This window comes from Bacteroides pyogenes DSM 20611 = JCM 6294 (assembly GCF_000428105.1).
GTDB lineage: Bacteria > Bacteroidota > Bacteroidia > Bacteroidales > Bacteroidaceae > Bacteroides > Bacteroides pyogenes.
Map to the genome: position 1 here is coordinate 63,632 of NZ_ATZH01000008.1, position 22,024 is coordinate 85,655.

Below are 22,024 nucleotides of genomic sequence, written 5' to 3' on the forward strand. Positions count from 1 at the left end.
CAATCAAATATATAAGAAAACTATGGCTGACAACATACAGAGTTTCATTAAGGAACTGGCATTTGAAGAGGCATTGACCCACCACCTGCTCGGACACGGGTGGAACGAGGTAATCATGAACCCCACCGAAGAGCAACTGGTGGAGAACTGGGCACGCATCATCTACGACTGCAACCGTGAGATAGACAAACTGGGCAACCATCCGCTGACGGCATCGGAGATGCAGCAGGTGATGGACAAGGTGAACATGGTGGGCTCGCCCTACGAGATGAACCGATTCATCAATGCCCAAGAGGTGTGCATCAAGCGAGACAACGAGGCCGACACCAACAACTGCGGCAAGGAGGTGTATCTGAAGATATTCGACCCGATGGAGATTTCCTCGGGACAGAGCCGCTACCAGATAGCCCGACAACCAAAGTTCAAGACGGCCGACAAGATGGGAGGCGACCGCCGTGGCGATGTGATGCTCCTCATCAACGGCATGCCCGTGATACATATCGAACTGAAGCGAAGCAAGGTGGATGTCAGCCAGGCCTGCTTCCAAATCAAACGGTATGTGCACGAAGGGGTGTTCCAGAGCGGCATCTTCTCGATGGTGCAGATCTATGTGGCGATGACTCCCGAGGAGACACTCTACTTTGCCAACCCCGGCACGGAAGACCGCTTCCAGCCACAGTTCTATTTCCATTGGGAAGACTTCAACAACGTCATCGTGAGCGACTGGCGGCAGGTGGCCACCAACCTGCTCTCCATCCCTATGGCGCATCAGATGGTGGGCTTCTACACCATTGCCGACGACAAGGACAAGACGCTGAAGGTGCTCCGCAGCTACCAGTATTTTGCCGTGAGCAAAATCAGCGACCGGGTGAAGGAGACCAACTGGGACGACCACCTGCACAGGGGCGGCTACATCTGGCACACCACGGGTTCGGGCAAGACGATGTCGTCGTTCAAGAGCGCAGAGCTGATTGCCAAGAGCGGAGATGCCGACAAGGTGGTGTTCCTGCTCGACCGCATCGAACTGGCACTGCAGTCGCTCGACGAATACCGGGGCTTTGCGGGCGAGAGCGATGAGATACAGGACACGGCAGATACCTCTGTGCTGCTCGCCAAACTGAAGAGCATAGACAACGACGACCGCCTCATTGTCACCTCCATCCAGAAGATGAGCAACCTGAAGGAGGGGGCAGCCATCTCTAACGGCGGAACCATCACCAAGGAACTGCTCGACAAGATCGGCAAGAAGCGGTTGGTGTTCATCATCGACGAGTGCCACCGCAGTGTGTTCGGTGACATGCTCGTCAGCATCAAGCACACCTTCCCTCGTGCGCTGCTCTTCGGCTTCACAGGTACGCCTGTGTTTGAAGAGAATGCCAAGCACGAGATTACCACCGAGACACTCTTTGGCGACATGCTGCACAAATACACGATTGCCAGCGGCATCCCCGACGGCAATGTGCTGGGCTTCGACCCCTATATGGTGAACACCTACGACGATAACGAGTTGCGCGAACTGGTGGCATTCCATCAGATCGACCTGAAGCTCAAAGAGCGCAATCCGGAGGAAGTTGGCACGAAAAAGACGGTGGAGGAATATCTGCATCTCATCGACCAAGACGAAGAACTGGCCAAGATATACGACCGCTTTGTCAACCAGCTCCAGATGCCTGAGAGCTACACGGAGAATGGCAGGCCGATGCGGGGTATCGAGGCCTATCTGCCCAAGGACATCTACCAGTGTGACAAGCATCATATCGTGGTGGCCAACGACATCATGAAGAGTCGTGGGAAGTTGAGCAAGAACGGCAAGTTCCATGCGATGCTGGCCACGAAGAACATCCCCGAGGCCATTGCCTACTACCAGCTCTTCAAGCAGTATCACCCCTCGCTGAATGTGGTGGCGGTGTTTGACAACAACATCGACAACAGCGACGGTGGCATCGTGCGCGAGGATGCCATCAAAGAGATGCTGAACGACTACAATGCCCGCTATGGCATGAACTACAAACTGGCCAACTATGCGCAGTACAAGAAGGATGTGGCCAAGCGTCTGGCGCACAAGAAACCGTATATCGGCATTGAGAACGACCACACGAAGCAGATAGACCTGCTGATTGTGGTCACTCAAATGCTGACGGGCTATGACTCGAAATGGATCAACACGCTCTATGTGGACAAGGTGATGAAGTATGTCGATGTCATCCAGGCCTTCTCTCGCACCAATCGCCTGTTCGGTCCCGACAAGCCCTTCGGCACCATCAAGTATTATGCCTATCCCTACACCATGGAGCAGAACATCAACGATGCACTGGAGGTGTATGTCGACAGGCCGCTTGGCGTGTTTGTCGACAAACTGGAGAAGAATCTCTCCAACATCAACCAGCGATTCCTCTCCATCCGTGACATCTTCCGCTCGCACAACATCATGAACTTTGAGAAGCTCCCCGACACCCGCGAAGACCGCAACATGTTTGCCAAGTGTTTCAGCGAGATGACACATCTGTTGGAGGCTGCCAAACTGCAGGGCTTCGTGTGGGAGAAGAGCGAATATGAGTTCCAGCATGGCAGTACCTATACAAAGGTCAAGATTGAACTGGACGAGCAGACCTATCTCATCCTGCTTCAGCGCTACCGTGAGCTCTTTGAACCAGGTGATCCTGGTGACCCCAAAGACCCCTGGGAGTATCAGATTGATACCTATATCACGGAAACAGGTACAGGTACTATCAATGCGGAGTATATCGACTCCAAGTTTCAGAAGTTCATCAAGAACCTCTATACGGAGGGGCCGGGCAGCGAGATGACCAAGACCGCCTTGGAGGAACTGTGCAAGACCTTTGCTACCCTCTCGCAGAAAGACCAGCGCACAGCACTCATCATTCTGCATGACATCCAGAGTGGCGACCTTCATCTCGAGCAGGGCAAGACCATCTACGACTATATTGCCGAATACCAGATCAGCGAGCTGAAGAAGCAGATCATGAACCTGAGTGAGGCGACGGGTGTCAACGCCAGCCAGCTCATCAACATCATGAGCAGCGATGTGAACGAACAGAACATCAACGAGTTCAACCGCTTCGAGAATCTGAAGCTCACACTCGACCTGCAGAAGACCCGGGAGTTTCTGAAGAAGATTACCGGCACAGCCTGTCCTCCATTCCTTGTGATGCCAAAAGCCGACCAGCTATTGCGCAAGTTCATTCTCGACCCTGTGGCTCGCGAATATATTCTCTTGGCGTGGCTTCATGATGAGATTACCTTGGAAAATGCGGCCTCTTTCCCATCACCCGAAAAGACTACTGCAAATCCAGACGTGGAGTCTGCCGAAGAGCCTGTGCCGAATATCGACAAAATCAGGTGCGGCATCAAAAACATTCTCAAAGGCACTCTCGCTGATGTGGCATCATACATGCGCCCGCAGGAGGAGGTACTGGACAGTGTGTTCTTTGTTTTGGGGAAAGAAACGCTAGAAACTCTCGACGGTGTGGGACTCTTCATCAGCCGCGCCTTCTCCAATCTCTTTGTCAAGGAGGCTTCTATCGTGGACAAGCATGTAGCATTCAATCTGCTTGTCACCAAGTTTGAGGCCTACTTGAAGAAACTCTATTATCTGATGGAGGGGAAAGAGGTGGCTCCTCAACACGAGGGAGACCCAGTGACATGGAAGGATGTGATCCATGCTATTCGTCCGCTCTGGACATTGAAATACAGCGACAAGCCAGCCTATCAGACACTGTATCAATACCTCCTGATGGTAAAGGAGTGGCGTAACAATGAGGCACACATCTCACCTACTGCTTCAGAGCAAGAGATTGATGCTGCCATTAACATTGTCATCACCATGTACTTCTTTGCCACAGGTTCGTGCATCACAGAACTGGAAAGCAACGGGCATGATGTGGAGACTCATACCAACATCATTCCGCTCAACTCACGTCCTTCTAAACCATACTCTCTTGACGTAGAGAACTCTGCGGAATACGAGGATATTTATAGTGAGGGCATGATGATGGTAGCAGAACGTATGTCTGTACAGCATCTCGAAGAAGCAACTCGGTTGGAGATACTCAAAAGCTGTATAACCAAGCTGTTGAATTATAGCTATAATAAGAGAAACGCTGTCTTCTGTAAACTGCGTCATTGGGAAGCTATCTATCGTGTGGCTGTTGACTACGGCTTTACCATAGACGGAGACTACAGCTATTTCAAAGCAGTTATCGATGGCATGAATCTACAAGATTTACCCTATACTCTCACTCCCAACTTCCTTGTCAATCACCATGTCGGCATCTATACGAAAGACCTGAAGGACTGGACAAGTGAAGGACTTGAAGGTAAAGAACGGTCTGAGTACGAAGATATTAAGAAATGCGCAGACGTGTTTGAAGCGATAGTGAAAAATGGTATCAGAGAATATAAGGCTTAGTCTTTACAGATAAACAGGAGTGTTCACGACAGAAAATGTGATACCCAACAATGGTGCAGACAAAGACAAATATCCGTATATAATCACGAAAGTCAAATAATCCTCACAATGATAGATTTACCAAAGGATAATTTGCTTTAGAAATACGATGTCTATACTGCGTGGATTTAATCGCTTTTTAAAAATGACAATGATATTATGGTAGTAAGGAATAAAATATGGGAAGAGCTGAAACAGGCTCATGCTAATGTTCTTTGCCTCTGTTGGTACACAAACAAACAGAGGAAATATGAACGATGGTATCAAGCCTTTATAGCGTTGGTCGCATCAGGTGGAACTTTTGGCTACCTCATAAATGAATATGCCCCTCTTATTAGCTCTGGCATAATTGCGTTTATCTCCGTGGCAAAATCCCTCTTTCCACACTTCCTTCAACCAGAGAAAGAACTATGCATTTTAGATGGTTTGATGGATTACTACAACAAGTACATGAATGAGATGGAGCATCTATTCTATCAATTCGATCACAAAGAAATTGAAGAAAAGGAGGCCATTCAGAAAGTATATGAATTAAAGAAAGATGAGTGTTCACAGCAATCAATTATGAATCGCTTTGTGCGCTCTATTCCAGATTCACGGCATAAGAACATAGATAACGAGTCAACAGAGTATATTAACCGAGTATATTTTAATAAGTATGAGCAAAACAAATAATAGAACATCAATTCATGGCACTACCAATGGCTATGTAGGTTCAGAAGTACGTGGTGAAATGCCACGCGGTTCAAACACGCCCCCACCTCCACCACCAAGTCAAACATCAGATAAAAATAAATAATATGTCAGAACAAGTTCACCAAAGGGAGTTACCCAAGGGTTCCAAGACACCACCACCTCCCAGACCAAACAAGTAGGTATATGAATATAATAGACAATGTCATTAGTACAGAAGCTACAAGGCAGAATGTCAGACTTATGCTACCAGTCTTAATACACTGGGCTAAGTCTGGTCATAATGCGCACACCTATGGAGATTTAATCCATGCCATAGGGAAATCAAAATTCTCAGGCATAGGACACGCATTATATGCTGTACAAGTAGTGCTTAACAACCTGTCAAAGAAAGCCGGGAACAAAGATATTCCGACTCTAAATTCCTTATGCAAAAATTCCAAGACTATGCTACCTTCTGAGGGATTTGAGTTCGTCAGTCCCAAATACAACCAGCTTGACGAAGCAGGTAAACGTGTATTTGTAGAAGGTCTGGACAGCAAGGCTTGTAATTATCCGCATTGGGACTGGGTGCTTGACCAACTTGAATTAAAAGAGGCCACTCCTTTTACTGTTGAACAGTTGGAAGCTATAAAAAATACATGCAAGAACTTTGGCAGTGGAGAGGGAGAAGAACATAAAGCTGTGAAGGAATTTATAAGGAAGCACCCTGAAAGTCTGGGCTATTCTGATGTTGTACTTGCGGAAACAGAGCATATCTTACCTTCAGGCGATAGGTTGGATGTTTACTTTGAACTCTCTGATGGAACCCACGTTGCGATAGAGATAAAACCAAGCATATCCCCAGACCAAGATATAACTCGTGGTATCTTCCAGTGCGTAAAGTACCACGCTGTCATGGAAGCATTGAGAACCATCGAGTGTAAAGATTATGAAATTGAGGTTCTCCTTGTTTCCGTCTCGACATTGTCTTCTCATAATAGAACTCTGGCAGATGAGTTGGATGTAGACTACATTGATGAGTTCAAATGCAAATAAAGTTATTCGACACATGGTACATACTATGGTTCTGGATATTTTGACACAGGAAGTGGCACATGGTCTATTAAGGGCAACACGGTAAACACTTATGTTGGTGGCGAGTTGTACGCTTCTTATGAGATTATTTCTGTCACATCAACTACCTCAGAGCTGAAGATATTAATGGGTAGTGACGCAATATGGATTAAATGCAAAAAGGAGTAATCATTCCTTTCACATAGTTCAAAAGGATGGCTGGGTCGATGACCTTACCATCTTTTTTTGTTGTTAGGTGAAGGTGGGGTCCTGTTGACATGCCTGTATTCCCAGAGACGGCTATGACTTCTCCTGCATTGACGTATTGCGAATCACGAACAAAAATGGAAGACAGGTGACAATAGCTGATAGAATAACTATCTGTTTGTATAATGACATATTTGCCGGAACGTTTGTTGTGTCCAATGCTCACCACCTTACCGGGGAACATGGAAAACACATTTTCATAGTGAGCTTTCAAGTCCACCCCATTGTGCATACAGTACCTATGCAAGATAGGATGATGCCGCATGCCGAACCGAGAAGTTACATGAATGCTTTTCAATGGCAACGAAGCATGAAGGAACGGCAACAGACCATCCGAGAGATTTCTACGGTCTGTAACAGCTCCATTCATGCATTCTTCATCAGGCAAGCCCATCACGGAATCTATTGAAGCAACACTATCCACAGAAGCAGGCAGCACTGTTTCCTGTGGTTTTTTCTTTTTGTATATACTCTTACTCTTTACCTGTCCGATAGTGTTGAACTGGGCACGAGTAACAGAACATGATACCAAGAATAAGAGTATAGAAATAAGTATGCTTTTCGTTTTCATTCTGCAAAGATAGTCAGACTGGATTTTATATAACTAAAATCTAATGCACTGGCTTGTCTCCCTAACTTTATTTATGCTTATAGTATGATTATCGAGCAAAAATCATACTACTATCATAACGATATATAAAACTAACACGATAACAGCTGACGCATAAATCTACTTCAATATATCCACCGTAACTTTGCTTACGAATTGGCTGCCAAAGCAGCAATCAATCCTCGTGTAACAGCACTTTGAAGCGAGTCAAATAAAGAATAATGTATAATTGAAAAAAGCAAATGAATTACAGTTTTGAAGAGAACGAGATGCCTTTTGACATCCTCGAACGTTTCGGTCTGACGCAGACCATGATAGAAGACCTGCCTACCGATGTCCTCCAGAATATCTACAATGGCAGGAAGTCACCAGTCTTGCCTGTACATATCACGGCAGACGATGGTGAAGAAGTAAAGGCAAGAACCCGATTCAGTCTTGTTAGAACCGAAGAAGGCGGTGTCGATGTACTCTTCTATCCCCAACTTGACGAGTATGACCTCAAATTGTTCAATGAGACCCAGAGTCAGGACCTTCTTGCAGGAAAGCCTATCATTGGACATTTAGAAAGCAACGAGGTCGGCAAGGAGCTTGGTGGAAAATCTTTCTTCCAGCTTGACCCGGAAAGCAAGCAGGTCATGAGCGTTCCGACCCCTGTCATTGGTAGAAACATACAGTATATCGCCGACCGCTATCACCTCACTGGCGCAGAGATGCAGAAATTGCAGAACGGAGACATCCTTACCATTATTGAAGACGAGGAGGAATATTCCATTGGTATAGATCTCAATGCAAAGACTGGCATCCGTTTCGCAGCAGGCAACGACATGGTCTGGAAACGTGAAGGTAAGCGTGAATGGGACAAGTACAGTTTCGGCATCTTTGGCTGCTGGGCAATGGACGAAGCAGGCAACCTCGACTATGTACCAGAGGAAAGCTACACAGAAGAGATGTGGAACGAACTGAACAACAAGAGCAGAGCCAAAGCCATCAAGCTTTGAGCAGCACACCATCGTTGCACCCACATGCTCTTTCAACAATGAGAAAGTATAAGGGCATATACCAAACAAAAGGAAGCCTACAGTAACAACCCTCAAAAACAAAACAATATGGCAAATGTAAAATACTACCCAGAAGATGTGCTCGTGGAGAAAGTCCAGAGCGGAGAATACGGCTGGCTTGACTATATCAACCATCACTCACCAGAATGGCAGAAGGAATACACCGCTTACTGCATGGAGAGAAATCTCGTCGTGAATGAAGAATCGGCAGAGGAATTTGTCGATTGGAAGGGTGAGCAGATTGAAGCCGGTGAATAAGTAATGTAACACCATTATAGAATATGTCTATCAGATCAAACTCATTACCAGTAGGAAGAGACCTGTCTCCAGAACTTCAGGAGATACTCCGACGCAATGGAATGCAAGCCCACATCATCCGACAAGGAGAAGGTTATCAGCTTGCAGTCCAAGGACATGACTCTCCCCTGCTGACATACTCCATCACAGCACAGCAGATGAGAGACCTCGTTGACTGGGGCACCAATTCAGCCAACAAGAAAGCCTATAACACCTTTGCCTCCCTCGTGAGCAATGATTTCTATATGCCCCGCAATTTTGTACATGCCCGCAATGCCAACGGACGTGTGGCCATGGGACTTCACGGCTACCGTATTGGTGTTGGAGAGTATGGCCGACTGCCATGGGACAGACGATGTGCCCACATGATGATGGATCCATACCACGGACGTTTCCTTGGATGGACACCACGAAACCAGGAAGGATTCCACATGCGCCGTGTCGGTGGAGCCATGTTTATGCAAGGAGCACCTTTAGTGCCAGAACGCCCTGACGGCAGGATAAAACCAGGCGAAATGCAGAACGGTGGCTACGGCTTTTACTATAAAGGAGGACAACAGAACATGGTGCAGCAACCTTCACAGGACGTATTGTCAGACTTGCAATCTGTCATTCCCCCTGTGGAGGTGCGCCCTCGTTCTACAGAGCCCGCAAAGCCATACAACGAGCTGATTACCTCCAAGGTCTATTTTAGTAACGAGAAGTGGCAGGAGTGCCTTGCTTCTCATGGCATTGTTATTGACCCAACAAGCAAAACACTGACTATCCAGTCCACTGCGACAAGACAAGACTTTGTCTATGACCTTACCGACGAAGAGTTGAGAAAGCTCACCAGTAACTCCGTTAAGGAAGTGCCTGTTCAGAATCGAATTGACCTCATCAACAATGTCATCAAGAATGATTTTCAGGACAAGCTGACCATGGATATGCTCAACTCAAAAGAGCAGATAGGTCTGAAACTCACCCCCGAGGTTGAAGCGGAACTCAACAGCCGGCAACAGATTGTTATCGACCAATCACAGCCACTTGTTTATGACAATCAAGCAGTAGTCGAGCCTGAAGACCGCAGTGTAGCCCATGTCGATGGCAACAGCCTTTACGAGATAAACGAAGGCAAAGGATGGTTCCGCGAAGGCAAGCACGGACGAGAGGTACAGGTCGATGACATCAAGGTGGAGCCTGTCCGTGACGAAAAGGGCGAGATACAGAAAGACGAGAAAGGCAATTCCCTGTTCCGCATGACCGCCGTCATCAATGGCGAGAGCATCAGCCATGAGATAACCCAAAAGCAGTATGACAAATTCATGGCCATCGATGATTATCATCGCATGAAGCTCTTTTCTCATATCTTCAAGGAAGTTGATATGAAGAATGTGCCAGGTATGCAGTCAAACATCGGTGCAAAGATAGGAGGAGCCCTCCTTGCTGGCATTGCTGTCATGGGAGAATTAGGCAGAGACCGATACGCACCTGCCGTTTTTGTAGAACATCACCACGCCCCACATCCGCATGTATATTTCAAAGGCAGTGTTGACTCACCCCAAGACCTCGCTTCGAGAGCCTTCGACGCAGGGCTCAATGCAGGAGAACATGGCGTAGGCATGGGACATGGAAGATAAACAATAAAACACAGGTTTTCAGCCAATGACAGACGAACAGACATTTGAGAACTACCGTAATCGTCTTGACATCCGGGACGTGTTGGAAGACGCAGGCTACACGCTCTACAAGCGTGATGGCTTGCGCTATCCTGCCTATGTCCGTTTGGACAGTGACGGACGCAGAATCAGTGGTGACAAATACCTTGTCAGTCCTGGTCGCAACTGCTGTTTCCAGCCACCCACAATCAAGCTCTACTCCGTCACCTCCTTCATTTGGGAGCATCCAGACCTCTTCTCAGAATACAGGCAAGGTATCAAGGAGTCTGCCCTTGTCCATAAAGTGTGCCAGCGGCTTCTCAATATGCCTGTAGAACAAACAAGAAAGAGAGTCTTTGACCCCGTGCGTGATGGAAAGCCTTTCGATATGAAGGACTATCAAGTTCAACATTTCCATCCCAATGACTTTGACTCTCAGAAGCCATTCTATGTCTTCTTCAAGTCCAGAGGGATAGATTTTGCCACACGCTGTGCCTTTCATGATAGTTTTGTACTTGCTACAAAGACAGACAAAGATGGCAGCATCTACAAGAACCTTTCCTTTCCCATGCACATTCCCGGCCAACCAGACAGATGTGTTGGATTCGAGGAACGAGGTTATCCACGCAAGGACGGCACAGCCCGAAAAGGAATGGCAGCAGGCAGCAATGCAAGCGAAGGAGTATGGATGGCCAGCCCCAAGGGAACAGACCTGAAAGATGCCAAGCATGTCTTTATCTTCGAGAGTGCCTATGATGCCATGTCCTTCTATCAGTTGCGGATGAAGCAGGAATCGGGATTGGACTATCAGGGACGGCGTGAATTGAAATCGGCAGTCTTTGTCTCCACAGGAGGAAACCCAAGCTACGGACAGATTCATGGTCTCATCACCCACGCCCCCAATGCCACGTTTCACCTTGCTTTTGACAATGACATGGCAGGTAAACAGTTTGCCGACAACTTTGAGGAGATAGCGAGAGCCATGAGTCCTGTTGCCCCGGACAAAGTGGCGCTTGAGATGAAACCCTTTATAGAGAGCCTGCCAAAACCATTGGAGACAACGAAGGATTTGCTTGCCATTGATGACGAGCAATACGATGAACTTCCCAAACCGTTACGAGAGCTCTATCTCAAATATGACTCAGCAAGGGAAGAAGCCCTGGAGTATCACTATTCCCCTTTCTTATGTCAGGAAGACAAACAGGATGCTGCGGACAAGATGAATCTGGCATATAAAGAGTTCAAGGATGCATTGTTTGAGAAACTGAATGTGAAGGAGGGACAGAGTCTTCAACCTGTCAAGACCATACGGGAGACTCCATCAGAAGGTTATAAGGACTTCAATGACGAGTTGTTGGACAAGAAGCAGTATGCCCTCACCGATGTCATAGAAACAGCCTTTGACGATGACGGCATAAACCTGACTGTTGAGCGACAGGAGGAGAACGAAGAGACTAAACATCACGGATTTAAGCGATAAGGAATATGGAAGACATCATCCACAGATTCAAGGTTATCACGTTGCGCCCCCACTGGTCGCAATACATCATCTCTCAGGGCTTGGCGTTTATCATCAGCTGCGCCCTCTTTCTCGTAGCAGGACATGACAGCATCACCTACAAGTGGCCGTTTGTCGTTCTCGGTTCCATCATGACATGCTTCATGCTCTATGGATGCCTGTATCTCCACAAGCTGAGATACATCATCACCTCAGAGCAGCTCATCATCCAGCGTGGAGTCTTGACGAGAACCAGCGACTACATTGAGTTGTACAGAGTTGTTGACTTCAGCGAGAACCGTGATATACTTGAACAGCTGTTCGGCTTGAAGACCGTATGGATTTTCAGTGGCGACCGCACCAATCCCAAGCTCGACATCTACGGCATCAGGGAGAACATCGATGTGGTAAACATTGTACGTACAAGAGTGGAATACAACAAGCGAAGAAAGGGCATCTATGAAATCACCAACAGATAACATCATTATGCGTATCAGAACAATAGCCAAGGAATACGATGGCAGGTGGATGATTGTCTCTGCCATCGCCCTTGCCATGCTCCTGTTTGGGACAAGGGCACATGCCCAGATTGTTTCCAGCAATCCTCTGGAGTATGTTGCTTTGGCAGAGGGCAATGACCTTATCAATGGTCAAATCAAGCATCAGATTGAGGACCAACAAAAGACTGCACTTCTTCAAAACGCCATCGCAGCAGAGTTTACTCAGATACACAAATGGGAGAAGAAGTACAACAGCTATCTGAAAACAGCATCTGGCTATGCCTCCACGCTGAAAGCATGCACCTCATTATATGATGACGGAGTGAGACTCTTCATCAACCTTTGCTCTTTGCGAAAGGCTATCGCATCCAATCCCCAGGGCTTTGTAGCGACGATGAGTATGAACAACCTCTATATCGAGACAGCCACGGAACTCGTCACCGTATATACCACACTCAAAGAAGCCATAGCCAAGGGAGGCAACGAGAACATGCTGACAGGAGCAGAAAGAAGCAAAACCCTTTGGGAGTTGAACGACCGGCTTGCCCAGTTTAACAAGAAACTCACACGCCTGTGTCTCAGCATCCGCTATTACACCATGGCAGATGTATGGAACAATGTGACCGCAGGCATGATAGACAGAAGCAACGCAGAGATTGCCGCCCAGGCACTGGGAAGATGGCGCAGGTGTGCCAATGTAGTAACACCATAATAAAAGATTGTTTCAGGATAACAACATGAGTATTCGCATTTGTTCATACATAAGAATAGTTGTTCTCACCATCCTGTTCTTCGGGAAAGGCGTGAGTCTTCTTGCCCAGGGCAATGACCCTGTATTGGCAGGAATGATACTCATGTACACAGACAAAGCCAAGAAGGAGCTGAAGCAACAAGAGAAGATGATGCTTCTGGAATCCACAGGACATATCTGGATCAAGGAAGAGGTGGAAGGCACCTCTAACCTGCAGAAAGAGTTCAATGACTACCTCGACAAGTTCCACAGCATCATCACCTATGCTGCACAGATATATGGCTTCTATCATGAGATAGACCGTCTCATCGACCAGCTTGGGACATATTCCAACCAACTCGGCACTCACACCACCAATGCCCTTGCAGTAGCCCTTTCCTCCAACAGAAACAAGTTGTATAGGGAACTCATCATGAACAGCGTTGATATTGTGAATGACGTAAGGCAGGTCTGTTTGTCAGACACCAAGATGACAGAGAAGGAACGTCTGGAGGTATTGTTTGGCATCCGTCCCAAACTAAAAACCATGAACAGGAAACTCAAAAGGCTGATACGTGCAGTAAAGTACACTTCACTGGCAGATGTCTGGGCAGAGATTGACTACAATGCCAGGAGCGAAGCTGACAAACCCACTATCGTGCAGCAATGCAAAGAACGTTGGAAGAGAAATGCCAACCGAAGGAGCAGCGAGAGCCATTAAGCTCGCTTAAATGGCAGAGTCGCGTCTGAGGAAGACGGAGTCAAGGTTAGTTAAAGTATAAGACATATCAGGATAACAAAATAACAAACAATCAATTATATCATAGAACCATGGGTTGGGCATCATTATTGAAAGCAGCTCTCCGTCTTGGCGGTAGAGCAACAAAGGCGACATTCTCCACGATGGGCAGTGCCGCACTACATCCGCAACAGACGTTGAGAGGAATGGGCACGGCTGTAAAGTCTGCGACAGTCGGAGGAGCACTCGGCTATATCGGTTGGGAAAAGCTCACCACTGACAAGAGTGTGGTAGGCATTGTAAGCGATGCTGTCATTGGAGAAAAGACCACAGACAAGATTGGAGATACCATTTCAGACATCGGTGAAGGTGTCCGTGATATAAAAGACTCTGTCAATGGTCTCAGCAGCGGTGTCAATGGAGCCGTCGAAAGCATTGACAGCAAATGGGAAGGCATGTCAGGTTTCCTCCGTGCCATGTTCTCTGGTCATGGCGGTGACATGATGGGAAACTTCTTCAGCAACATTGGTCGTGGCAACGTTTCAGGACTGAGCATAGTAGGGCTTATCGTGTCTGCTCTGCTTGTGTTCGGACGTTTCGGGTGGCTTGGCAAGATAGCAGGAGCCGTTCTCGGCATGATGATGATAGGCAATAATTCCAGTCTGAATCAAGTATTTGGAGGCAGCAGGGCATCACATAACACTCCCTCAGAGAGCAAGCAACAAGAAGTCGAGCATACAAATGGTGGTGGAAGACGCAGATAAACAAAACAACATAAAAGAATATACAATGCAATTTACACAAGAAATGATGCTGCACTCCGACAGTGGCTATTGCATGCCATTCGAGGAAAGAAACGGAGACGTGCAGATGAGCCTTGGATATGGCAAGCAGAAACATCCGCAAACAGGAGAAACCTTCTTCAACCATGGAGTAGATTTCAAGGTTAACAACTACCTCCTTTCCGCTGTGGCTACCGGCAAGGTCACAGGATTGGGCAATGATGCCGTTCATGGTATCTATCAAGTCACACGCTACGGGGACTATGAAGTCATCTACAGCCATCTGAGCAATGTCTTTGCCAACTACGGGAAAGAGGTCAAGGCAGGTCAGGTTATTGCCGTCAGTGGCAGCTCACTGCACATCGAGGTGAAATACAAAGGAGAGGAACTCAACCCTTTGGAGTTTCTGACGATGATCTACAGCAACCTGAAGGTCATGGAGCAGCATGGCAGACCTGGTGCCGCGCCACAGTTCGTCACTTTGGACATGGATGTGCGCACTGCATACGACAAAGACCAGGAAGAGATTGAGAACTTGATGATGCGGTTTTTCCCAGACTACATGACAGACATGAGTAAGGGCATTTACGTCTTACCCGAGCATACGGAGCTTGCCTTGCGCAACATCTTCACCATGTCTGCCATGAAGCATTACTTCTTCGAGACCATTCCAAGCATGGCAAACCCACTGGGTATGGGTGCCAAGAGCATACCCATTGCAGAAAGAGTGCAGAACCTGCTGATAGCCGATTTCCTCAACTATCTTGCCTTGCGACATCAGATATTCCTATCAAGCATGAGTGCTGTCGAAAAAAAAAAGCCCAAGACAGAGCCATAGCGACGAGTGGTCTGGTGGATCCACTGGCGGGATTGGAGATTGACGTACAGAGTTTCGATATTCCCCGGCTTGTCAGTGTCTATCCCGACAAATCAGGTATCAGATGGTGGACAAAAGCATGGTTTAACAACAGCGAAGCAGGCGAAGCCGCCATCGAGATAGAACGTGAGCTCGCCATCAAGTTCATCAATGACAATATTGAGAAAGACGCATGGCTTGAAGAGTATTTCCCGAAGCAGATGGAAGTCTATCACAACGCCATCGAGCAGACCCGAGAACAAATCCTCAATCAATTAAACCTCTAACGTATCAAGTATGGCAGAGTCAGAACAAGACAAAATATTCAGAACAAAGGTAATCCCGATTATGGATAACGTTCGGGACAGGCTTTTGAGAAATCAGGCGGACGAGTTTAGGGAACACTCCTTTTCTTTCGGCAGCTTGATGGCCGGTGCCATTGGTCCAGACGGAGGTATGGCAGCAACCCAATCCTATAATGACAGGTTACGATATACAGGAAAGTGGAACTCCAAGACTACTGAGGACTATATCGAGATGGTCAAGAAAGAGTTGAAGCTCGTAGGAGTCACGGTTGATGCTGCCATGGAGAAGAAGATGATAGACAAGATGATAAAGGACAAGATTCCTCGCTCATCCATTGAATATATCATCAGGAAAGCAGCCACAAGCACCCTTTTCTACCTTCCCCAAGAGGTGGCGAAATCACCATTGGAAAAAAGCATGGATGCAGAAGCCGAGCGACGTTATAACCCGTCAGCATGGGAGAAGAACACAGGACGTGCCATAGGTTCTGTCACCGACCTCCTCTGTATGGGAGGTTTTGGCGGTGGCTGGAAGACTGCTGCCACCTGGGTCGGCGGCGATCTTGTCTTGTCTCATTTTGCAGATAAGCATGAAGACCGTTCCGATGTTCCCCTTGTCATCCGTCCTGGCATGGAAGAAGAATATCGTAAAGCACAGAAGGCGGTCAAACAGCAAGAGCAAAAGGAGGAGAAGCAAGGCTCCACAGCAGAAAGCAAGGAAGTCGCAGAAGAGGAAACGCCGACGGAAACACCCGCATCACCTGAGCAGACACCAGCAGAGCAAGCTGCCGGTACTCCAGAACAAACCAATATGGACGGTTGGCAGGGATTGCTCACTTCCTTTGGGCTGAATGGGATTGGTGACATAACCCATAACCTTGGTTATGTGCTGGCCATGCTTCCTGATATGCTTGTAGGATTGTTTACTGGCAAGACGAAGTCCATCAATCTGAAGGACAATATGATGCCCATTGTCTCCATTGTGGCTGGAATGTTTGTCAGAAACCCCATCCTGAAGTTGGTACTCATTGGCATGGGAGGGTTGAACCTCATCAACAAGGCTGGGCATGAAGCGATGGACAACTTTAAGGAACAGCAACATCCAGAGACAAGCCACTCACAGACTCATTACCGTGTCTATCCAGACGAGCCCCTCAATGGGCGTATCGTCAATCCTGAGATACGTGCCAACTGCCTTGTTGCGACGATAGACCGTGTGCCCTGCACCATTGCTCTTCCTGACAGGGTTGTTGATGCCTACACACAGGGAGCTTTACCGCTCAACACCCTCGCCAATGCCGTATTGGCAAGGCATGACCAGATGCGCCAGATGGCATCTGAGAACTATGAGGCAAACGAGCGACAAACTATTGTAAGACCACTTGCTCAAAGATAACATATCAGATATGAAAAGATATTGGTATAAGTTCCGTGTCAAGTACGGCAAAGTTCTCGACACAGGAAAACAGAAGAAAGTCAGTGAAGAGTATCTTGTCGATGCAGAGAGTTTCACTGAGACAGAGAAGCGAGCCACCAAGGCTGCTACCGACCTCATTGGTACAAGAGACTTCGACATCACGGCCATCTCACGTGAGCCCATCACTGAAATCCTCCACGAAGAGGAGAATGAAGACAATCACTGGTACAAGACCGTTGTATCATTGGTTAGTGAAGATGCCGAGACTGGGGTGAAGAAGTTCTCGCCGCAGACCATCTATGTCAATGCCTCAAATACCACAGAGGCAGACAGTCTGCTCAGGGAACATATGTCGGACACCCTGTCCGATTGGGAAGTAAAGTCCATCACAGAAACAAAGGTACTTGGAGTGCTGGGCTACAAAGGATAACAAAGACAGCTGAATTATGACAGAAAAGAATCAACAAGAGAAGATGGCCGCAGAACGTCAGGTGGAACTGTTCACCCATGCTTTTGAGAAAGCCAAGGATAATGGAGGCGTTTGGTTGGATAACAAAGGCCGTAAGGCTCCCGGACTCTACCAGAAGCATTTGCAGGTATCACCCTTCAATGCCATCATATTGGGTATGCACGCAGACCAGCACAACTACAAGACCAACCAGTACACCCTTTTCTCTGATGCAAAGAAGCGAGGAGAATCCGTACAGACCAAGGAAAAAGGCGTACCTTTCTTATGGTACAGCTGGAACGAGTATGTCAGCAAGAGCAATCCTGATGACAGGATTAGCCGTGCGGACTACCAAGCCCTGTCAGCAGAGCAACAGTCCGACTACAAAGGCATCCGTACCCGTGAGGTTCGTGCACTGTTCAATATAGAGCAGACCACATTACCCATGGTTGACAAGACTTCCTATGAGAAGGTGGTACAGGACTACGGACGTTTGGAAGACCGTGTCGATGTGGCAGCAGCCTCAGAAGAGATCCGTCATAGAGTAGAGAATTTGTTGGCAAACGCAGGTCAATATATGGTAGAAATCCGTTCCGACTCATCTGGAGTGGCACATTACGACAGCGCGAAGGATGTCATCTTCTTGCCAGAAGTCTCATCCTACGAGAACTATGAGGACTACGCAAGAGATGCCGTTTCTCTCCTTGTCTCTGCCACCGGTCATCAGCAACGCCTTGCCCGTGAGGGAATGGGGGTTAAGAACGGCAAGACCTCACCAGAAGATGCCGAGAAGCAGGAACGCCTGATTGTAGAGGTTGCCACTGCTGTCAAGTTGCAGGAATTGGGCATTTCGGCAAAACTCTCTCCTGAAAGCTTGAAGATGACCGATTATTGGTCAAGGGAACTCAGAGAAAACCCCTGTTTAGTGGACATCGTCGAAAGGGATGTCAACAATGCCGTTGATATGCTCCACAAAGCTGAAAGAGGAGAGAAAGTAGAGCTCAACAGCCAGGCAGCACAGAAACAGATTAACGCCATCCGCAGCATCCTTCCGAAGCATTTCTATGTGGCAGACGAAATCAAGACCTTGCCTAACAGGGACACCAAGGAGTTTGTCATCGTCAAAGACCCCAGCAGCAAGATGGCTGATGTGGTTCTTCCCGAAGGAGCGTCGTTGGGTGCAGACAATGATATTCCAGGAATGAACAAAGGACGTATCGAACATGCTTTGCAGAAAGAAGGTTATGACACGGTCACCTTCTACAATGCCGATGGCTCCATGGGCTATCGTCCTGACGACAGTTTCTTTGACGGAAAGGCTGTTTCCGTTGCCCGGCTCAACAAATGGAACTTAGACACCATCACCCTTCTCGACGTGTCGGATGCCGTCAAGCGTTCTGGTGCCGTTGACTTCGAGAGGATTCTCATGATGCGGGACGATGACGGCAAGTGGGCACTCTACATGAAGCCTGAGAACGAGAAGAGCTTCTGTGTCTATCCTGACAAAACAGATGTCAACCTCTTTTTCACGACCGTAAAGCAAGGTAACGAGGAAGTGACAGAGTCGATGCGTCAGGATATGGCGCAGAAATACTACCTTGCCACCACAGAGAAGCCCGAACAGAGGGTTGACATTTTCAAGAGCGATGCGACTCCCGAAGAACTCAACCAGATTGAGAGAGTCAACATCTTCAAGACCAAGGCCACCGAGACACAACCCAGTGTTATCCTCTGCTTGCCTACGGTGAACGGGGAGAAACTCAGACCTCGTGAGGTCACCCCCTCTCAATGGCAACGCCTTTGGCTTGCGGATGACATGCAGGACTACAAGAAGCATCTTGCTGCCAGTCTGTTTGCTGATGTTCTGCGTAAGGGTCGCACAGATGCTGTCGCTGTAGGTACAGACAAGTCCGAGCAGGAGGCACAGACTGAGGATGTCGCTCAGAAGCCTGTTCAGCAGGAAGATAAGACAGAGGAGGATTCCAAGAAGGAAGAGAAGCAAATAGAAGAAGCCAAGGAAGAAACGACAAAGGCAGAGACCAAGGCGGTGGCTGCTGCCAGCCTCTCTCCCATGCTTAAACAATTCTACGACCTCAAAGCCAAGCACCCGGATGCCATATTGCTGTTCCGCTGTGGTGATTTCTATGAGACATACTGCAATGATGCGGAAAAAGCTTCCAAAATACTTGGCATCACACTCACCAGGAGTAATCGCACCAAGGACATTGAGGGCAAGCCGCTCAGCATGGCAGGTTTTCCATACCATGCCCTTGACACCTACCTCCCCAAACTGATTCGGGCAGGCGAGCGTGTAGCCATCTGTGACCAGTTGGAGGCTCCTAAAAAAAATCAGGAATCCGCTGAAAACCAAGTGGTGGAAAGTGCCAGGCAAGAAGAGAGCAAATCATCTGGAAGACACCGCTAATGTTTAGACCGACATGTCAAAGAACAAAGAATACATAGAGAAGTATGCAGAGTATGCCATGGAGCAGATGCGCCGCTATGGCATACCTGCTTCTGTTACCCTGGCACAAGGCATCTGCGAGAGCGCAAGCGGACAGAGTGAACTGTCTCGTAAGGGCAACAATCATTTCGGTATCAAGGCTACCTCCAGTTGGATTCAGAATGGAGGCAAGTACCTTGTCTATACCGACGACCGTCCTAATGAGAAGTTCTGTCAGTATGCTTCTGTGGGAGACTCCTACGAGCACCACTCCAAGTTTCTGAAAGAGAACAAGCGATACGCAGCCCTTTTCAAGCTCTCCCCTGACGACTACAAGGGATGGACTGCTGGTCTGCAGAAGGCAGGCTATGCTTCCAGCGGCAAGTATGCTTCCACGCTTCAAAGCATCATTGAGGCTAACGACTTGCAGAAATATGACCGCATGGTCATGCAGGAGATGCAGGCGCAAGGCAAGTCTTTCGGTGTTGCAGCCAACCCTCGTAGCAACGAAGGGCAGACAGTTCAAGCTGTTGAAACGGACTCAGAGAACAAACATTACTCTTATCCCTTGAAACGCAGTGAGTTTATGCTTGTCACCTCGCCTTTTGGAATGAGGGATGACCCAATGAATCCTGGTGCAAAGCAGATGCACAAGGGCATTGACATCCAAGCGAAGCATGACGAAGTCCTTGCTACAGAAGATAAAGGTAAAGTCATCAAGGTGAACAACAACACTGATGGAGGTGCCGGTCGTTATGTCACTGTGGAATACAGCAGACCGAATGGCAACAAGTACCAATGCACGTATATGCACCTTAGCCGCATTGATGTCAAGGTTGGCGATGAAGTGAATGCCGGACAAAAGCTTGGCATGTCTGGCAATACTGGCACCCGGACAACGGGTGAGCACCTTCATTTCAGTGTCAAGAGTGTGTCATCTGATGGTACGAAAAGGGATATAGACCCTGCTGCCTATCTGGCGGAGATTTCTCAAAAAGGAGGAATTACTCTCCAGACCATGTATAACGGCAAGGATATTACAGCCCAGTATAAGGCACAAAATCCTATAGATGGAAACACTGTTAGTGAGGTTGCAAGCAATCCAGAGGACTGGATGAAGAAGCTGCTTTCTTCCGAAGACAGTGGCGTTAACATGCCTCTCGGAGACCCTGTGATAGAACTCATGATGACTATGTTCACCTCCCTCATGGCTCTTGCATTGCAGATTGACAACAAAAGTGAGGAGGAGAAGATGCAGAAGGCAACGGAAGCTGCCATCACCAAGTCCATCGACCTCACCTCTCTTCTTCCCTCTTATAGAATTTGTTCCATTACTCTACAGGGTAACAAGCCATTCCTTCAAGTGGACAATGGTAGCGTGCAGTTTTCCCGTGAGCTTACAAATGCAGAAATCGTTAAGATACAGCAGACCCTTGGCAACACAGCGTTAAGTCAAGAAGAAAAGCGAAGAACCATTGCCACCATCATCAACTCCGCTGTTGTCTCTCACCAAATGTCTCAGAATTATGAGAATGGCATGGGTGCTCAGGCAGACAGACAAGAATCAGTTCAAATCAGATAATTCGTACAACAAAACAATTCTATTATGATCAAATGTAACGTAACAGTATGTGGCACCGTATCACGCCAGGCGCAGATTCGTGCCAACAAAGAAGGGAAACAATTCATCTCGTTCGGAGTGAAAGTTGTTATCCCTGCCAAATCAGGTATCAACAAGACGATTGAAATCAGTGTTGCCAAAGACACGGACAATCAAGGCGAAGCCGTCAATTATCCTGTTGGTTCACGCATCGAGGTGGCTGGTGTACTCCAGTTTCACAAGAAAGGGGACATCGTCTATTACAACCTCTCCGCTACAGGTGTGAACAACTTCAACGCCAGTAGTCAGGACGCTATCACTGGCAGCATGGAGTTCCGTGGTACCATCGGGAAACAGGTTGATGTGAAGACGGACAAGAAGGGCAATCCCTATACTCTGTTCTCAGCTTACAGCAGTGAGAAAGACGGTGATGCTTACGCTTACACATGGGTGCGTTTCATGCAGTTCGGTTCAGCAAAAGAAGAATGGGTACAGGCAAAAGCTGGCATCAATGCCAAGGGAGACCTGCAAATAGGAGTCTTCAATGACCGCATAGACCTAACTTGCCGTGTGACAGAACTCACGCAGTGGGAGAAATCTACCAATCAGTCTAACTAAAC

19 protein-coding genes are annotated in these 22,024 nt (G+C 47.8%); 18 read left to right on the top strand and 1 reads right to left on the bottom strand.

Translation table 11 applies throughout. The annotated features are described in order from the left end of the window. Window positions 1–22 precede the first annotated feature (22 nt). The 3 genes from C234_RS0101180 to C234_RS15635 all read left to right on the top strand — a co-directional run bounded on the left by C234_RS0101180 (window position 23) and on the right by C234_RS15635 (window position 6,199). The gene (locus C234_RS0101180; protein WP_027324257.1) at window positions 23–4,429 is read left to right on the top strand and encodes a type I restriction enzyme subunit R domain-containing protein; all 4,407 of its coding nucleotides are present in this window, start codon (window positions 23–25) and stop codon (window positions 4,427–4,429) included. A gap of 198 nt (window positions 4,430–4,627) precedes the next feature. Further along, the gene (locus C234_RS0101185; protein WP_027324258.1) at window positions 4,628–5,143 is read left to right on the top strand and encodes a hypothetical protein; all 516 of its coding nucleotides are present in this window, start codon (window positions 4,628–4,630) and stop codon (window positions 5,141–5,143) included. A gap of 204 nt (window positions 5,144–5,347) precedes the next feature. After that, window positions 5,348–6,199, top strand: coding sequence for a hypothetical protein (locus C234_RS15635; protein WP_052001836.1), 852 nt, complete (start codon window positions 5,348–5,350; stop codon window positions 6,197–6,199). Between the two features lie 187 nt (window positions 6,200–6,386). On the opposite strand, the gene C234_RS0101195 is transcribed toward C234_RS15635, so the two are convergent. Further along, complete coding sequence (locus C234_RS0101195; protein WP_027324259.1) at window positions 6,387–7,055, bottom strand: M23 family metallopeptidase; 669 nt, start codon at window positions 7,053–7,055, stop codon at window positions 6,387–6,389. Window positions 7,056–7,336: 281 nt separating this feature from the next. Between C234_RS0101195 and C234_RS0101200 the strand changes: the two genes are divergently transcribed. The 15 genes from C234_RS0101200 (at window position 7,337) to C234_RS0101270 (ending at window position 22,022) form a co-directional block, all read left to right on the top strand. Further along, a complete protein-coding gene (locus C234_RS0101200; protein ID WP_027324260.1) occupies window positions 7,337–8,092 on the top strand; it encodes a DUF4099 domain-containing protein in 756 nt (251 codons plus the stop codon). Between the two features lie 108 nt (window positions 8,093–8,200). Then, window positions 8,201–8,410, top strand: a complete 210-nt coding sequence (locus C234_RS0101205) for a hypothetical protein (RefSeq protein ID WP_027324261.1) — start codon at window positions 8,201–8,203, stop codon at window positions 8,408–8,410. 23 nt (window positions 8,411–8,433) lie between these two features. After that, complete coding sequence (locus C234_RS0101210; RefSeq protein ID WP_027324262.1) at window positions 8,434–10,068, top strand: hypothetical protein; 1,635 nt, start codon at window positions 8,434–8,436, stop codon at window positions 10,066–10,068. Window positions 10,069–10,093: 25 nt separating this feature from the next. Beyond that, window positions 10,094–11,566 carry a toprim domain-containing protein gene (locus C234_RS0101215; RefSeq protein ID WP_027324263.1) on the top strand — a complete coding sequence of 491 codons (1,473 nt, stop codon included), beginning with the start codon at window positions 10,094–10,096 and terminating at the stop codon, window positions 11,564–11,566. 5 nt (window positions 11,567–11,571) lie between these two features. After that, window positions 11,572–12,063: a PH domain-containing protein gene (locus tag C234_RS0101220; protein ID WP_027324264.1), complete on the top strand. Its 492-nt coding sequence runs from the start codon at window positions 11,572–11,574 to the stop codon at window positions 12,061–12,063. After that, window positions 12,044–12,796, top strand: a complete 753-nt coding sequence (locus C234_RS0101225) for a hypothetical protein (protein WP_154656387.1) — start codon at window positions 12,044–12,046, stop codon at window positions 12,794–12,796. The genes C234_RS0101220 and C234_RS0101225 overlap by 20 nt, the downstream gene beginning before the upstream one ends. 25 nt (window positions 12,797–12,821) lie before the next feature. Further along, complete coding sequence (locus tag C234_RS0101230; RefSeq protein ID WP_027324266.1) at window positions 12,822–13,535, top strand: hypothetical protein; 714 nt, start codon at window positions 12,822–12,824, stop codon at window positions 13,533–13,535. Window positions 13,536–13,645: 110 nt separating this feature from the next. After that, window positions 13,646–14,317 carry a hypothetical protein gene (locus C234_RS0101235; protein WP_027324267.1) on the top strand — a complete coding sequence of 224 codons (672 nt, stop codon included), beginning with the start codon at window positions 13,646–13,648 and terminating at the stop codon, window positions 14,315–14,317. Window positions 14,318–14,342: 25 nt separating this feature from the next. Then, window positions 14,343–15,173, top strand: coding sequence for a M23 family metallopeptidase (locus tag C234_RS0101240; protein WP_027324268.1), 831 nt, complete (start codon window positions 14,343–14,345; stop codon window positions 15,171–15,173). 23 nt (window positions 15,174–15,196) lie between these two features. Then, window positions 15,197–15,478, top strand: coding sequence for a hypothetical protein (locus C234_RS0101245; RefSeq protein ID WP_027324269.1), 282 nt, complete (start codon window positions 15,197–15,199; stop codon window positions 15,476–15,478). Window positions 15,479–15,488: 10 nt separating this feature from the next. Further along, the gene (locus tag C234_RS0101250; RefSeq protein ID WP_027324270.1) at window positions 15,489–16,892 is read left to right on the top strand and encodes a hypothetical protein; all 1,404 of its coding nucleotides are present in this window, start codon (window positions 15,489–15,491) and stop codon (window positions 16,890–16,892) included. Between the two features lie 10 nt (window positions 16,893–16,902). Next, on the top strand, window positions 16,903–17,343 hold the full coding sequence (locus C234_RS0101255) for a DUF4494 domain-containing protein (protein WP_027324271.1): 441 nt from the start codon (window positions 16,903–16,905) through the stop codon (window positions 17,341–17,343). A 16-nt stretch (window positions 17,344–17,359) separates the two neighbouring features. Beyond that, a complete protein-coding gene (locus tag C234_RS0101260; protein WP_027324272.1) occupies window positions 17,360–19,786 on the top strand; it encodes a MutS N-terminal domain-containing protein in 2,427 nt (808 codons plus the stop codon). Between the two features lie 13 nt (window positions 19,787–19,799). Beyond that, entirely contained in the window at window positions 19,800–21,386 is a 1,587-nt protein-coding gene (locus tag C234_RS0101265) for a glucosaminidase domain-containing protein (RefSeq protein ID WP_027324273.1), read from the top strand. A gap of 24 nt (window positions 21,387–21,410) precedes the next feature. Further along, entirely contained in the window at window positions 21,411–22,022 is a 612-nt protein-coding gene (locus C234_RS0101270; RefSeq protein ID WP_027324274.1) for a hypothetical protein, read from the top strand. The last annotated feature ends 2 nt before the right edge of the window (window positions 22,023–22,024 follow it).